We start from the raw sequence: 14,583 nt of genomic DNA on the forward strand, positions 1-14,583 counted from the left end.
GTGGGCCGCTCCTGCGTCGCGGGGCCGGTCAGCGGTCCGTGTCGTCGAAGCGGGACACCCAGGCGACCAGACCGGACCGGGACTCCACCCCCGCCTTGCGGTAGATCCGGGTCAGGTGCGCCTCCACGGTGCGGGGGCTGATGTGGAGCTGACGGCCGATCAGCCGGTTGGTGACACCGGTGGTGGCCAGCCGGGCGATGTGCCACTCCCGGTCGGTCAGCGCGGTCTCGGCGAGCGCCCGCAGCGGTCGGGCCAGCCGCAGGCCGACCCGGTCGGTGCCGCACCGGGCCGCCAGTTCCAACGCCCGGTGGCGGGCCCGGGCGGCGGTGGGACCGCCCTGGTCCACCACGTCCGCCGCGCGGGCGATCGAGACCAGGGCCAGGCTGTGCCGCAACACCATGCCGGCGGCCCGGAACCGGTCCGCCGCGGCACGCAGGTAGGGCATGGCTGCCGCCACCTCCCCACGGGCGAGCAGCACCTCCCCGTACGCCGACTCGGCGAAGGCGCGCTGCCCGGGCAGGTCGATCAGGTCGGCGGCCACCAACGCGGCCTCGGCCCGGCGCTGCGCCTCGGGCAGTTCCCCGGCGGCCAGCGCCGCGGCGCAGAGCAGCTCGTGCCACATCGGACGCAGGGATGCCTGGAGGCGGGTCAGTCGGTTGTCCCCACCGGCGTCGGTGAGCATCTCCCGGCAGGTGACCGGGTCACCGGCGAGCAGGGTCGCGGTGGCCAACGCGGTCGCCGCGGTGCGTCCGGACCAGCTGTCCAGGTCACTGGCGTACTCCACCGCGCCGCGGGCCAGCGCCACCGCGCGTTCGTCGTCGCGGGGGCCGCCCCGCCAGGCGGTGCCCTGCGCCTCGAACGCGAGGGCGAAGCTGAGCAGGGAACGGCTGCCGATCCGGCGGGCGACGGTCCCGGCTTCGGTGGCCAGCGCGATCACCGTGCCGAGCTGCCCCCGGTGGTAGGCCACCTGGCTGCGGCCGAGCAGCAGTTGGCACAGGCCGTCGTCGCGGTGGGCGTCACGGACCAGGGCGATGCCGCGGTCCAGGTGCCGGCTGGCGTCGGCGGGGCGTTCCAGGAACAGCTCGGCCAGGCCCAGGGCCAGCAGACAGTCGGGGTGGTCGCGCAGGTCCCGGTCGGGCAGCGCGTCGACGATCGGCGTCGCGGTGGCGAGCAGGTCCCGGGCGATGGCGACGTCACCGTCGTGGGCGGCGGCGAGAACCCGTACCGCGAGCAGACCGGCCCGGTCGATGCCGCTGGCATCACCGTCGGGTGCGCCGCCGGGCACCGGCGCGGGGTGGCCGGACAGGATGCCGACGGCACCGAGTTCGGTGGCGAGCTGGTACGCCCCGGCGCTCGGCGTCGGCATCCTGATCAGCTCCCGGCGGCTGATCGCGGCGGCCTCCGCGTAGTTGCCCAACAGTCGTTCCACCCGCACCCACTGGGCGACGGCGGCTGCCCGCCGACCCGCCGGGTCGGCGGGCAGCTCCGGGACGACCTCCCGCAGCAACGTCCGGCTCTCGGCGAGGTCGCCCGCCTCCCCGGTGATCCGGGCCAACAGCAGGGTGACGTCGTGCCGGCTGTCGGGAGAGCCGGCCGGTGGGCGTAACGCGCGCAACGCCGCCCGCAGCCAACGGACGGCCAGTTCCGGGGCCTCGCGGCGGATCTCCCTCGCGGCCCGGCAGAGCACCTCGACGTACGGTTCGACCGGCCGGTCGTGGGGCAGGCCGAGCAGCTGTTCGGCCTGCCCCGCCCGTTCCGCCGGAGGCGCGTCCCCGGCGAGCAACGCGGTCAGCGCCCGGTGGTGGGCCTCGGCCCGCCAGGCCGGGTCGGTGTCCTGACGGACCGCCGAGCGCAGCAGCGGATGTCGGAAGGTGAACCGCGAGGTCGCCGGGACGACCCGCAGCAGGTCACGGCGGACCAGACGCCACGCGGACTCGTTGACCAGCGGTGGGGGCAGGCCGGCCACCTCGGCGAGCAGTTCCACCGCGCACGGCGTGTCCAGCACTGCGGCGGCGCGTAGGCACGCCGTGTCGGCCGGGGGCAGGCCGGCCCACTCGGCACGCAGGGTGGCCACCGCCCGGTCGGTGAGCCGGGGTGGGCCGGTCGACGGGGCGTTACGGTCACTGGTCGGCACGACGCCGGCCAGCGCGGTGAGGTAGCCGGGGACACCGGCGGCCCACTCGTGGCGTTCGTCCAGCTCATCCGGGTCGTCGTCCGGGTAGAGTTCGACGGTCTCGGCGAGGCTGAGCGGCTCCAGCTCGATGCGTTCCCGGCACCGACCCGCCGGGACGCCGGTGGCCGGTGGGCCGAACGGCATCGCGGTGGCCATCTGCCGGGGCCGGTAGGCCAGGATCAGCAGCAGCGGCGCGGGCACCGGGTAACGCAGCAGATGGGTGACGAGCCCGATGGAGGCGGTGTCGGCCCAGTGCAGGTCGTCCAGGACGAGGGTCAGCCCGTCCCGGGCGGCCAGGGCGAGCAGCCGGCGGGCCAGCTGATAGGTGCGGAACAGCCGCACGTCGACCGGGCCGGCGAAGCGGGGCAGCAGCGCTCCGTCGGGTTCGGCCCCACCGGTGGGAGGTCGCCGTGGGTCGGCCCGGGCTGGCCGGGCGGTGCCGAAGGCGTGCCGGAAGACGTGGAACGGGATGCCCTGTTCGGCCTCCGCGCCGGTGCCGACGACGAGGGGCAGGGCCGGGGCGCAGCGGTCCAACGCCGCGTGCACGAAGCGGGTCTTGCCGATGCCGGGGTCGCCCACCACCTCGCAGACCACCTGCGTCGCGGTGCGTACGCGGTCGACGTGCGCGGCGCGCAGACGCGCGATCTCCGGGTGCCGCCCGACGAATGGTGGGCCGGCCACCGCGTTCTCCAGCCCAGCTGCCATCACGCAGATCACGTGCTTTCCCTGCGACACTCCAATGAGGATTGACGGGACTATACCGGGGACCGAGGAAGACGAGGAACATCGATTCCGTCGGGGTGGCCGAACGACTCCCACCCGCTGACCGTACGGGTGGTTATTTCAGCCGCTTGCGCTATGGCTCCGGCACCCCACCGTACTGCCGACGTCGGCTGGCGGGGCCGGCCGGCTGCCCGCCCGGTCAGGGCGCGACCCGGGCCACCGGCAGCTCGGTGAGCAGCTGGACCTGCGCGGTACGGGACTCGTCGATGCGCCGGGCCAGGTCGCGCACGGTCGGGGAGACCGCCGACGCCCGGTGGGCCCGGGCCAGCCCGGCCGCCTGCCGTTGCTGCACCACCAGCACCGCCACCAGGGCGGCGTCGTACCCGGTGACGGGGGTGTCCCGCAGCCTGGACACCGGGTCGGGTGCGCCGCCGCCCGGGTCGGGTGCGCCGCCGCCCGGGGAAGGATGCTCGTGCCGGTGCCCGCCGGGCTCCGCCCCGGCGGCGCGCAGCCACTCGCGGGCCTGGGCGACCTCGTCGGTCTCGGTCGCGTCTATGGCGGCGACCAGGGTACGCAGTCGTGGGTGGCGGATCCGCTGCGGCGCGACCCGGACGATGACCAGGGTGCGCTCCTGGTGGGCCGTCATGGTGTGCAGGAACACCAGGTCGGATCCGCCGATCACGGGCGGCGGGCCGGACCCGCTCGACGGGGGCGGCCCCGGGGTGGCCGGGAACACGGCGGGCGCGCACCCGGTGAGCAGCACGACCGCGCCGACCACGACACCCAGCCGGCGCAGGCCGGGACGGCGGCGGTCGGACCGGGTGCGGTCGATGGTGGACGGTGGCGCTACGCCATCCGCCTGCCGGGGTACCGGCACGGCCCGGATTCGGTGGACGGGCACGGTCGACGCCGGTCAGACCCGGGTCCACAGGGCGGGCACGTACGGCGGTTCCCAGCCCGGGAGCGCGGTGTGCGCCTGCCGGCACCGGTAGCTCGCCCCCTGGTAGGTGACGAGGTCGCCGACCTGGTAGCTGCGGCCGGCGGTCCAGGTGCCGCCGACGGTCGGCGAGGGGGCCGGGGTGGTCGGGGGCGGGGTGGCCGTACGGGTGGGGGTCGGGGTGGGAGTCGGGGTACGGGTCGGCGTGGGGGTCGGGCCACCGCCGCCGAGTTGCACGTCCACACAGGAGTAGAAGGCGTTGGCGGTGTCGGCGATGTTCCAGACGGCGAGGATCTTCTGCCGGCCGGTGAGGCCGCCCAGGTTGACGGTGTGCGAGACGGTGGCCTCGGGTTGCCGGCCGCCGCCGTCGACGACACCGACCCGGGTGTCGCCGACGAAGTACTCCCAGTTGCTGGTGGCGTGCCGGGCGGTGTTCACCCAGGTGAAGGTGAGTGTGCTGCCGACCGGGGTGGCCGGCCAGCCCCGGTTGTCGTCGTCGAGGACGGCGAACCCGGCGATCCCGGCGCTGCAACTGCGCAGCCCCTTACGACCCTCGACGCTCTGCGGCTCGTACCGGATCTGACCGCAGTCGGGCACTGTCCCCTGGGCGCAGAGGGCCTGGCGACTGGGCGGGGCGGAGACGTAGCCGTGGGCCTGGGCGGGCGCGGCCAGGCCCAGGGAGGTGACGACGGCACCTGTCGCCAGCAGGGGGACGGTGACGGTTCGACGCATGGGGACCCTCCTCGGGGCGGGACGTGCGGTCGACGGCGGGCGCCGGACGTCCCTGCGCCGCGCCGCTCGGATCGAACCCGGTGACTGCCCCCACGGTAATTTAAAGTTTGTTAACAGTAAGGTGGCAGACGGTTCCGCGTCGGGCGGGACGCCGTCCGATCGGCCGCCCGGTGTGGGTCGTGGACGGTCAGGGCGGACCGAGGGCACCGACCACGGTGGTCACCACAGCGGTGAGCAGCCGCTCGTCCAACGGCTGTGCCGTCACGACCATGGACACGGCGACCAGGTTGTGTCCCACCCGCACCAGGACGAATGCCGTCGCACCGGTGATCCGGCTCCGCCCGCTACCGACGGCCAGCGCATAGTCGACCCGCCAGGACTGCTCACCCAGGGCCGGGGCGGGTCGACCCCCGACGGTGAACCGCACGCCACCGCTGACGAACCGCCGACAGGCGGCCCGGGCGGTCTCGGCGGCGGCGAACACGCCCCCGCCCACCGGCCCGACGTACGAGGTGACACCGACCTCCACCGTGGTCGAGGCGATGCCGAGTCGGCCGCGTGGGGTGGCGTACCGCGCCGCCGCCCGGGCCCGCTCCCCCGGTCGGAGCCGGTCGAGGTAGCTGTCGCGGGCCAGCGGGACACACTCGGTAGGCTCGATCCGATCGTTGCCGGCGGCGGTGACCGGTCGGGACTCCCACGACGTCGGTAGCGCCGACCGGACGACATCGACGGCGACCCGCGTCTCGGCGGTGGTGAGTCGTCGCCCGGCAGCGGGCGGCGGGCCGGCAGCGGACGGGCCGACGGCGGATGTCGGGGCGGCGGCGGACGGCGGGTCGGGGACCACCCGTGCCGACGGGGTCGGCGCGTCAGGGGCTGCGCGGGAGGCAGACGAGGTGCCGGCCGTCGGCACCGGGACCCGGACGCCGGGTACCCCCGGCCCGAGCACCAGCACGGTCACCGTCAGCACGATCGACGCCACCGTCGGCAGCACCAGCCGGGTCGGCAGCACCCACCGGCGGGGTACGGCCCGGGGCAGCAGCAGCACCGGCACGACGAGGGCCGCCAGATACAGCAGCCAGACCAGCGGGTTGCCCACGGTCAGCCGCAACGCCGACCCGTCGGCGGACCGCCCGGCCAGGACCGCGTCCAGGTACTGCACCAGCGCCGACCCGAGGGTCGCCGCGACCGCGGCGAGCAACGCCCCACCGAGCCGGTCCGCGACCCCGCCCCGACTGCCCGGGGCGGGTGAATGACCGGCCCCGGGATCCGACGGGGACGCGGCACCGGGATCGCTCGTCGGACCAGGGTCGCTCCCGGCTGCGGTGATCACCAGGACGACGACGCCGACGAGCCCGGTGAGAAGCCCACGGGCCTGTGCGTCACCGACCGCCTCGTCGAGGGTGCCCGGCGGGGCGAACCGCAGCTGCCCGACCGCACCACCGGCGCCGACCAGCACGGCGACCGCGACCACCCGGACCCGGGTCGAGTCGACCATCCGGCGGGCCAGGGAGCCGGCGTGGTGCCGGTCGGCGCGTCGGACGGTCACCAGGAAGCGCACGCCCAGCAGCACCGGCAGCCCGAGGGCGAGCAACAGCCAACCGGTGTCGGGCAGGTCGTAGGCCAGCCAGATCCGCACCAGCTCCGGGTCGGACCAGAGCGGCGGCAGCCCCGGCACCGGCCAGAGCACCGCGACCGTCACCGCGAGGGCGGTGGCATGCCCGGCGTACCGCCAGCTGCCGGTGCGAGGTCGGGTCAGGTCGGCCAGCGCCGACGCGACGAGCACGCAGAGCGCCACCGCGCCCGCGCCGAGCACGCCGGTCACCGCGGCGAAGACCAGACCGGCGACCGCTCCCTCGGCGAGGAAGAGTCCCGCACTGCCGGGCAGTGGCAGCATGGCGACGACCAGGGTCGCGCCGAACAGACCCAGGCCCGTACCGGCGACCGGACGCCACCAGCCGGGCGCGGTCGCGGACCGGTGGGCGGTGGTCGCCCGCCGCAGCAGCGACGGAAACAGCCCGCCGACGAGCAGCACGGCGGCGACCCAGACGTCGACCAGCCGGGGCAGCCAGCCCAGCGCCGGGTAGTGCGCGTTCGCGACGAGTTCGTGGACGGCGGCCATGCTCACCACCGTCACCGCGCCGACCGCCACCCCCTGGGTGAACTCACCGCCGCGCCGGTCCGACGGCTCCCGCAGCGACCTGATCCGTTGCTCAGGAGTCGGATGCCGGGCGAACACCGTCCGCAGCGCTGCCCGCGCCGGCCCGCCGCGCACCCGTCCGCCGCCGTCGGGGCGCAGCAGGGCGGTCAGTGCCCCGGCCTGGTCGTCCCGGGCCGCCTGCCGGTCCGCCGCCCGTTCACGCGCCCGCAGCAAAGCCGCCGACAGCACGGCGACCAGGGTGGCCAGCAGCCCGGCCCGCAGGAACGCCCCGGCGACGGTCCGGTTCGGTCCGAACACGCCGACCTCCAGCAGCCCACCGACGGCGACGGCCGGCAGGGGCAACCAGACCAGGGCGCGGACGGCGGCCACCCACACCACGTCCCGGGCCCGGACGTGGGCCAGCTCGTGGCGCACCACCGGGTCGAACCGTCGCGGGTCCCGGTGGGCCAGGGCGAGCCCGACCGGGAGGACGACGATCGGCCGTCGACCGACGACCCCCACGGTGAACGCCTGCCGCACCGGTGGACCGGCGATCAGCAGGCGCGGTCGATCCCGGCCGGTCAGTCCCTCGGCGGCGCAGAGCACGGCGAACCGCTGCGCCGCCGCGCCGACGGTGTAACGCCGGTGCCGACGTAGCCGCCACAGGTCGACCGCCGGCACCGCCACCAGCAGCACCGCCGCGCAGCCCAGCACGACGGCGACCGCGACGAGCAGCACCAGGGCCCGCTGTCGGGTCGGCTCGGCCAGGCAGTCGGTGAACCCGGGTGGCACCGGGTCGACGGTGGTCGCCCCGAACGCCCGCTCGCAGGCGTCGAACGCCACCGCCCAGGGCAGGCTGAGCGACCGGTCGGCGAGGAAGTACAGGTCTCCCGCACCGATACCCACCGCGCCGAGCGCCGCCACCACGAGCAGGTACCACCAGCCCAGCCGGTCCGGTGCGGGACCGGATCGCGCGCCGACCGCCCCGACGGGGTGCCGAGGGCCGGGCCCACCGGCACCCGACGCCGAGGCGGGACCAGCAGCGCTCGACGCCGAGGCGGGACCAGCAGCGCTCGACGCCGAGGCGGGACCAGCAGCGCTCGACGCCGGGGCAGGCCCACCGGCGCCCGACGCCGAGGCGGGTGCCCCGGCGGGACGGGTGGCGCCCGGACCGGCCGCGTCGACCGGACCGGGCGGTCCGGTGGCGGGTCCGGTCACCGGTCGTCCGGGGTGACCGTCGCGCCGATCGTGGCGTCGGCGAGCAGGTCGGCCGCCTCCGGAGACAGGCCCAGCGCGAGCGCGTGCCGCCGGCAGGCCGCCCGCAGCAGGACCGCCTGCTCGGCGGTCAGCTCCAGCCGGTCCTGCTGTGCCGGTGTGCCGGGAAGCGGGGCGGCGGACGCGGAGACGGCCGGTCGAGGATCGGCCGACGTGCCGTCCCGGTCCCCGGCCGGCGGGGTCGACGACGGTTCGGTGCCCGGGGACGGTTCGGTGCCCGGGGACGGTTCGGCCGGGCGACGGCGGCGACGCCAGCCGGCCAGGATCCCGGTGCCGATCCCGGTCGCACCCAGGACGAGCACCTCGCTGGTGGCGGCGGCGACCGCCTGCAGGAACAGCTCGCCGACCAGTGACGTGTCGATGCCGAAGCCGACGGCGCTGCCCGGTGCCCTCGACGTCCGGGCGGGTCGCCCGGTGCCGGCCCGCCAGTCGGCGGCGACCGCGTCGAAGACCTCCAGCTCCTCCGGGGCGTAACGGGCGACGGCCGTACGGGCGGCATCGACGACGAGGTCGGCGACCCGCGGTGATAGCTCGAGCACCGCCTCATCCTCACGCCGGTGGGCAACCCGGCGGCAGCGGCGGTCGGGAATCGGTCAGCGACCTGCTCCCGCCCGCAGCCGACGGCATCGCCGGTCGGCCGGATGGAAGCCGACCGGCCGACGCCGCCGCCGACGGGCTGCACGGAGCGGACGGTCAGCCCGGGGGCACCAGCACGAACCGGCCGGCGGTGGTGCCGGCGCGCTGGTCGGCCCAGGCTTGCGCCGCCTCGGCCAGCGGCCGTACCTGGTGGGTGACGGTCAGCCGACCGGCGGCGGCGTGCCCGGCGACCAGGGCGATCGCCGTGGCGCGTTCGGCGGCGGTCAGCTCGTTGTTGGTGTAGCCCAGGATCCGCAACGACCCGCCGCGCAGGGTCGCCGAGTCGATCGTCGCGGTCGGTGCGGCCGAGCCGCCGAGGTTGACCAGCCGGCCACCCGGGGCCAGGGCGCGCAGGGCCGCCGCGGCGGGCACCCCGAACAGGGGGTCCAGCACCAGGTCCACCGGGCCGGCGGCGGCCTGCCGGAACCGCCGGGCAAGGGTCTCCGGCTCGTCGGTGTCGGCGAGCCGGACCACCGCGTCCGCGCCGCAGCGGCGGGCGGAGTAGACGGCGGCGTCGGACCGGCAGGCCGCGACCACCCGGCCCGCCCCGGCGAGCCGGGCGAGTTGCACCGCGGCCTGACCGACCGTGCCACCGGCGGCCAGCACCAGCACCACCTCACCGGGGCGCAGGCCACCCCGCAGGGTCAACGCCGCCCAGGCGGCGACCGCCGAGAGCCCGAGGGCAGCCACCAGGCAGTGGTCGGCGTCGTCCGGCAGCACGACCGGGTCGGCGGCGGGAACCACCGCGTACCCGGCCAGGCTGCCGTCACCGGGGGCCAGTCCCGCCCGGGTCGGGAACCAGACCGGGGTGCCGTCGTCGAGGGTGCCCACGCCCTGCACCCCGGGGACGTACGGCAGCGCCGGGGCGCCCAGGTAGGAGGTGCCCGAGGCGCAGAGCAGGTCCAGCGGGGTCAGCGGGGCGGCGGTGACCCGTACCCGCACCTCACCCTCGGCCGGCACCGGGCGGGGGCGGGTGACCACCTCGGGTGGCTCGCCGTGACCGGTGACGACGACGGCGGGCATCGACGCGGCGTCGGGTCCGGCGGTCATCAGGTGGCGATGTCCGGGTAGGGCAGCGAGAAGTGGGCCAACCGCAGGCCGTACTGCTTCTGGTAGGCCATCGGCTCGTCGTGGTCCCGCTCGAACATGGCGATGAACAGGGTCAAGGTCAGGAACGGGTGGGCGCCGAGAGCGAAGAGCCGGACGTGGTCGTGGCTGGCCAGCGCGTCGCGTTCCTCGTCGGTGAACCGCAGCCAGGTGCTCGCCTCACCGGTGGTGCAGTTCAGCACGGCATTGGCGCGTTCGGCCTCCCACCAGGCGACCGTGGCGTGCGGGTCGGTGCGGTAGCGCTCGACCAGCTCCGGATCGCGGTCGACGGTGTAGAGGAACTTGTCGACCAGGTAGCGGCTCATGCCGGCGCTCCGTTCGGATACCAGGTGAAGTACGCCTCCATGGTGTGGAACAGGTCCAGGGTGTCCACGTGGTCGGCCTTGGCGCCCGCACCGGCCACCCCCATCATCAGCATGAAGTCCATGAAGCCGTGGGTGGCGTTGCCGGGGGCGTGCAGGCTGTCCAGGGTCACCTCGGACAGGCAGCCGTCGAGGTCGCCGTTGGCGATCCACTCCACCGCCCGGCGGTCGAACTCCGGGTCGGGGCCCTGGGGGCCGAACTGGCGGGGCCCGCCCAGCTCCAACGACAGGTGGCCGGTGCCGATGACGGCCACCCGCAGGTGGCTGGGCCAGCTCTCGACGATCTCCCGGATGGCCGCGCCGAGCTGCACGAACCGTTTCGGCTGCGGCAGCGGCGGGGCGAAGATGTTGGTGTAGATCGGCACGATCGGCAGGTCCGCCTCGGGCCGCAGCGTGATGATCGGGCAGGTGATGCTGTGGTCGATGCGCAGCTCGTTGCTGAACGCCAGGTCGAAACCGGCGTCCAGGCCGGCCCGCAGCACGTGGGCCGAGAGGTCCTCCTGGCCGCGCAGCAGCATCCGGGGCAGCCCGAACTCGCGTTCCTCGTTGTACCAGTTGGCGTCGTAGAACGGGGCCTTGCCGACCAGGAACTGCGGCATGTTGTCCAGCCAGAGCTGGTGGAAGTGGTCCGAGCCGACCATGACCAGCACGTCCGGGTTCGCCCGGGTGAGGGTCTCCCGGAAGGCGAGGATCTTGCGGGCCCACTCGTCGGCGAACGGGGGCCGGTCCTCGCCGGTGGCGGTGGTGGCGCGGTAGTAGAACGGGTGGTGGGTGGAGGCGATGACCGCGACGACCTGGGCCATGGCCGCTCCTCTCGCAGACGGTGGGGTGGGGATCAGTCGGCGTCGTCCGGCACGTACCGGGCGTTGCGGTCGACGGTGCGGTAGATGTCCATGCCGAGCGGGCGGCGGCGTTCCTCGGCGAGGTGGCCGAGCAGGCCGGCGGTGCGGGCCAGCAGCGCGAAGCCGCGCAGCAGGTCGATGGGCAGGCCGAGGTCGGCCAGGGCCGCGCCGCACACCCCCGCGCCGTTGAGCGGCAGGGTGCGGCCGAGCACCTGCGGGTGGACCCGGCCGATCGCCTCGAACAGCCGCAGGTGCGGCCCGCGCAGCCCTTCCTGCTCGGCGATCGCGATCAGCACCGGGGTGCGCGGGTCGGTCTCCTTGTGCACCGGGTGGCCGAGCCCCGGCACCAGGCGCTTGGCGGCGCGGGCGGCGCGGACCGCGTCCAGGGCGACGGCGTCCCAGCCGGCGTCGTCGGTGGGTGTCTCGGCGAGACCGGCGAGGGTGTCGGCGAGGAACCGGCCGCAGTCCTCGGTGACGCCGAGGAAGCGGGAGCCGCCGCCGAGCAGACCGGCGGCGATCGCGCCCTGCAACGCCTCCGGCGCGCTGAGGTACGTCAGCCGGGCGGCGATCGCGGTGGGGGTAAAGCCGTGGTCGGCCAGGGCCACCAGGACGGTCTCGAAGACGCGGACCTCGCCGGGGCCGGGGCGACGCCCGGCGACCAGCCAGAAGGCCAGTTCACCGAAGCCCACCCGGCCCATCAGGTCGCCGGCCAGGTCCTGACCGAGCAGCCGGATGGTGGTCGGGTCGGAGGTGCCGATCGAGGTCGGGAAGTCTAGCTGCCGGTCAGCCACGCGCGGATCTCCTCGCCGTGTTCGTCGAGCGCGGGCGGCGGGGTGCCGTACCGCGCGGGGGTGTCCGAAAGGGTGATCGGGTGCCGGATGCCGGGGACCGCGGCGGGGCCCTCGCCGACGGTGACCACCGGGTCCAGCCCGAGGCGTTCGGCGAACGCGACCCCGCCGTCGATGGTGTTGATCGGGGCGCAGGGCACCCCGGCGGCCATCAGGTCGGTGAACCACTCGTCGCGGGTGCGCCGGCGCAGCCGCTCGACCAGCAGCGGGCGCAGTGCCTCCCGGTTGGCGGTGCGGTCCTGGTTGCGGGTGAACCGGGGGTCGTCGACCAGTTCCGGCAGGTCGAGCACCTGGCAGAGCCGGCGGAACTGCCCGTCGTTGCCGGCGATCACGATCAGCTCGCCGTCGGCGACGGGCAACGGCTCGTACGGGAAGAGGCTGGGGTGGGCGTTTCCCATCCGGAAGGGCACCACTCCGCCCGCGACGTAGCCGCTGCTGTGGTTGACCAGCCCGGACAGGGCCGAGGAAAGCAGGTTGACCTCGACGTGTTGGCCGCGCCCCGAGTCGTGGCGGTGGTGCAGGGCGGCCAGGATGCCGATCGACGCGTGCAGCCCGGCCATCACGTCGAACACGGAGATGCCGGCCCGGTAGGGCGAGCCGTCCGGGTCGCCGGTGAGGCTCATCAGGCCGGAGATCGCCTGCACCATCAGGTCGTATCCGGGGTAGGCCGCGCCCGCGCCGGTGCCGAACCCGCTGATCGAGGCGTAGACCACCCGGGGGTTGCCGGCGGCCACGGTGTCGTAGTCGAGGGCGAAGCGGCGCAGCCCGCCGGGCTTGAAGTTCTCGATCAGGACGTCGGCCCGGGCGGCCAGCCGGTGGGCCACGGCCAGGTCGTCGGGGTCCTTCAGGTCGAGGGCGATGGACCGCTTGTTGCGGTTGATGCCCAGGTAGTAGGTGGAGACGTCGTCGCGGACCGGGGGCATCCACGTGCGGGTGTCGTCGCCGCCGGGCCCTTCCACCTTGATCACCTCGGCGCCGAGGTCGGCCAGCAGCATGGTGGCGTACGGCCCGGCGAGGATGCGGGAGAAGTCGGCCACCACGACGCCGTGCAGCGGGCCGGTCCGGCCCGGTGTCTCCTCCGCCATGATCCACCCTCTCGTTGACCGCCAGGCGGACGAATGTCCGCTCGATCAGTTTCCCGATGACTCTATGAGACGTCAACACCTCGACTAAATTCTCGGGAAACTCCCAGGTCCACGCGTTAGAAAGCAACCGGAGACACGTCGGTAACGTGCTCTTGACATGGCCGGTGACCGGGAACACACTGGCGAAACCTGATCTGACCGTAGAGCGGACAAGCGTCCGCAGGCACCCCGGAACGGAAGTGGCGGCGATGAGTGCGAACGAGGGGCGGACACCGGCGGCAGGCCAGCCGGTGGTCTTCCGCAACGGCCTGGTGCTGACCATGGACGACACCCACACGGTGCTCCCCCGCGCCGACGTGCTGGTGATCGACGACCGGATCGCCGCCGTCGGCGCGGAACTGGCCGTGCCGGAGGGCACCTGGGAGATCGACGCGGCCGGCGGCATCGTCATGCCCGGCATGATCGACACCCACCGGCACATGTGGCAGACCGCGATGCGCGGCTACGGTGCCGACTGGACGCTGACCCAGTACTTCGTCTGGTACTACCTGGAGTCCGGCAAGCTGTTCCGCCCCGAGGACGTCCACGCCGGCAACCTGCTCGCCGCCATCGAAGCGGTCGACGCCGGCGTCACCACCACCGTGGACTGGTCACACGGCCTACAGACCCCGCAGCACGCCGACGCCGCCGTCGACGCCCTGGAGGCGGTGCCGGGCCGGTTCGTGCTCGCCTACGGCAACCTGCAACAGGGGCCGTGGGAGTGGGCCACCACCCCCGAGTTCCGCGACTTCGTCACCCGTCGCATCCACGGCCGGGGTGACCGGCTCGGCTTCCAGATGGCCTTCGACGTCACCGGCGACCCGGCCTTCCCCGAGCGGGCCGCCTTCGAGGTGGCCCGGGACCTCGGCGTGCCGGTCACCACCCACGCCGGGGTGTGGGGGGCCACCAACGACGACGGCATCCGGCTGATGCACGAGCACGGGTTCATGACCGACTCGACGGTCTACGTGCACGCCGCCACCCTCAACCGCGACTCGTACCACCGGATCGCGGCCACCGGCGGCTCGGTCTCGGTGTCCACCGAGAGCGAGCAGAGCGCCGGCCAGGGCTACCCGCCCACCTGGCAGCTACGGCACCACGACATCCCGGTCTCGCTGTCCATGGACACCAGCGTCTGGTGGAGCGGGGACCTGTTCTCCGCGATGCGCGCCACGCTGAGCGCCGACCGGTCCCGGGAACACCTCGAGGCGCACGGTCGGCAGGAGACCGTCACCCACTGCCACCTGCGCGCCGAGCAGGTGGTGGAGTGGGCCACCCGGGGCGGCGCCCGGGCCCTGGGCCTCGACCACCTCGTCGGCGCCCTCACCCCGGGCCGCAAGGCGGACGTGGTGCTGATCAAGAACGACAACTCCCCGGTGATGTTCCCGATCCTGCACCCCTACGGCCACGTGGTGTTCCAGGCCCAGCGCGGCGACGTGCACACCGTGCTGATCGACGGCCGGCTGGTCAAGCACGAGCACCGGCTGGTCGGCGTCGACCTCGCCGCCGCCCGCGCCGCCGTCGGACGCACCGTCGAACACCTCACCGACACCATGGGCGTCGACGCGTGGGAGAAGGGGATGAACCCGGACGTCCCCGAGACCGCGGTGCTGGACAACCCGTACACCTACACCCAGTGGGACGCCGGCTCGGCGCAGTGGAAACAATAGCCATCCGACGCGCCCGG

Annotated in this window: 11 protein-coding genes; 1 reads left to right on the top strand and 10 read right to left on the bottom strand. The window is 74.6% G+C overall.

Annotated features, from left to right (window positions below; all coding sequences use genetic code 11):
* Positions 1 to 28: 28 nt before the first annotated feature.
* The 10 genes from AB0B63_RS14965 to AB0B63_RS15010 form a co-directional block, all read right to left on the bottom strand.
* On the bottom strand, positions 29 to 2,908 hold the full coding sequence (locus AB0B63_RS14965) for an AAA family ATPase (protein ID WP_357018569.1): 2,880 nt from the start codon (positions 2,906 to 2,908) through the stop codon (positions 29 to 31).
* Between the two features lie 187 nt (positions 2,909 to 3,095).
* Positions 3,096 to 3,773, bottom strand: coding sequence for a DUF305 domain-containing protein (locus AB0B63_RS14970; protein ID WP_357018571.1), 678 nt, complete (start codon positions 3,771 to 3,773; stop codon positions 3,096 to 3,098).
* 36 nt (positions 3,774 to 3,809) lie between these two features.
* Positions 3,810 to 4,565, bottom strand: coding sequence for a lytic polysaccharide monooxygenase (locus AB0B63_RS14975; RefSeq protein ID WP_357018574.1), 756 nt, complete (start codon positions 4,563 to 4,565; stop codon positions 3,810 to 3,812).
* A 187-nt stretch (positions 4,566 to 4,752) separates the two neighbouring features.
* Positions 4,753 to 7,626, bottom strand: coding sequence for a M48 family metalloprotease (locus tag AB0B63_RS14980; RefSeq protein WP_357018577.1), 2,874 nt, complete (start codon positions 7,624 to 7,626; stop codon positions 4,753 to 4,755).
* 290 nt (positions 7,627 to 7,916) lie between these two features.
* Positions 7,917 to 8,516 carry a hypothetical protein gene (locus tag AB0B63_RS14985; RefSeq protein WP_357018580.1) on the bottom strand — a complete coding sequence of 200 codons (600 nt, stop codon included), beginning with the start codon at positions 8,514 to 8,516 and terminating at the stop codon, positions 7,917 to 7,919.
* A 154-nt stretch (positions 8,517 to 8,670) separates the two neighbouring features.
* The gene (locus AB0B63_RS14990) at positions 8,671 to 9,663 is read right to left on the bottom strand and encodes a zinc-binding dehydrogenase (RefSeq protein ID WP_244251840.1); all 993 of its coding nucleotides are present in this window, start codon (positions 9,661 to 9,663) and stop codon (positions 8,671 to 8,673) included.
* The gene (locus AB0B63_RS14995; RefSeq protein ID WP_208565987.1) at positions 9,663 to 10,025 is read right to left on the bottom strand and encodes a hypothetical protein; all 363 of its coding nucleotides are present in this window, start codon (positions 10,023 to 10,025) and stop codon (positions 9,663 to 9,665) included. The genes AB0B63_RS14990 and AB0B63_RS14995 overlap by 1 nt, the downstream gene beginning before the upstream one ends.
* Positions 10,022 to 10,885 carry an extradiol ring-cleavage dioxygenase gene (locus AB0B63_RS15000; RefSeq protein WP_067308360.1) on the bottom strand — a complete coding sequence of 288 codons (864 nt, stop codon included), beginning with the start codon at positions 10,883 to 10,885 and terminating at the stop codon, positions 10,022 to 10,024. Before AB0B63_RS15000 ends, AB0B63_RS14995 begins: the two co-directional genes overlap by 4 nt.
* A 32-nt stretch (positions 10,886 to 10,917) precedes the next feature.
* Entirely contained in the window at positions 10,918 to 11,715 is a 798-nt protein-coding gene (locus tag AB0B63_RS15005; RefSeq protein WP_357018584.1) for a citryl-CoA lyase, read from the bottom strand.
* Positions 11,697 to 12,857 carry a CoA transferase gene (locus AB0B63_RS15010; protein ID WP_357018587.1) on the bottom strand — a complete coding sequence of 387 codons (1,161 nt, stop codon included), beginning with the start codon at positions 12,855 to 12,857 and terminating at the stop codon, positions 11,697 to 11,699. The genes AB0B63_RS15005 and AB0B63_RS15010 overlap by 19 nt, the downstream gene beginning before the upstream one ends.
* A 248-nt stretch (positions 12,858 to 13,105) precedes the next feature.
* On the opposite strand from AB0B63_RS15010, the gene AB0B63_RS15015 reads away from it, so the two are divergent.
* Positions 13,106 to 14,566: an amidohydrolase family protein gene (locus AB0B63_RS15015; protein WP_208565990.1), complete on the top strand. Its 1,461-nt coding sequence runs from the start codon at positions 13,106 to 13,108 to the stop codon at positions 14,564 to 14,566.
* Positions 14,567 to 14,583: the final 17 nt, after the last annotated feature.

This window comes from Micromonospora sp. NPDC049081, from assembly GCF_040648835.1.
Lineage (GTDB): Bacteria > Actinomycetota > Actinomycetes > Mycobacteriales > Micromonosporaceae > Micromonospora > Micromonospora antibiotica.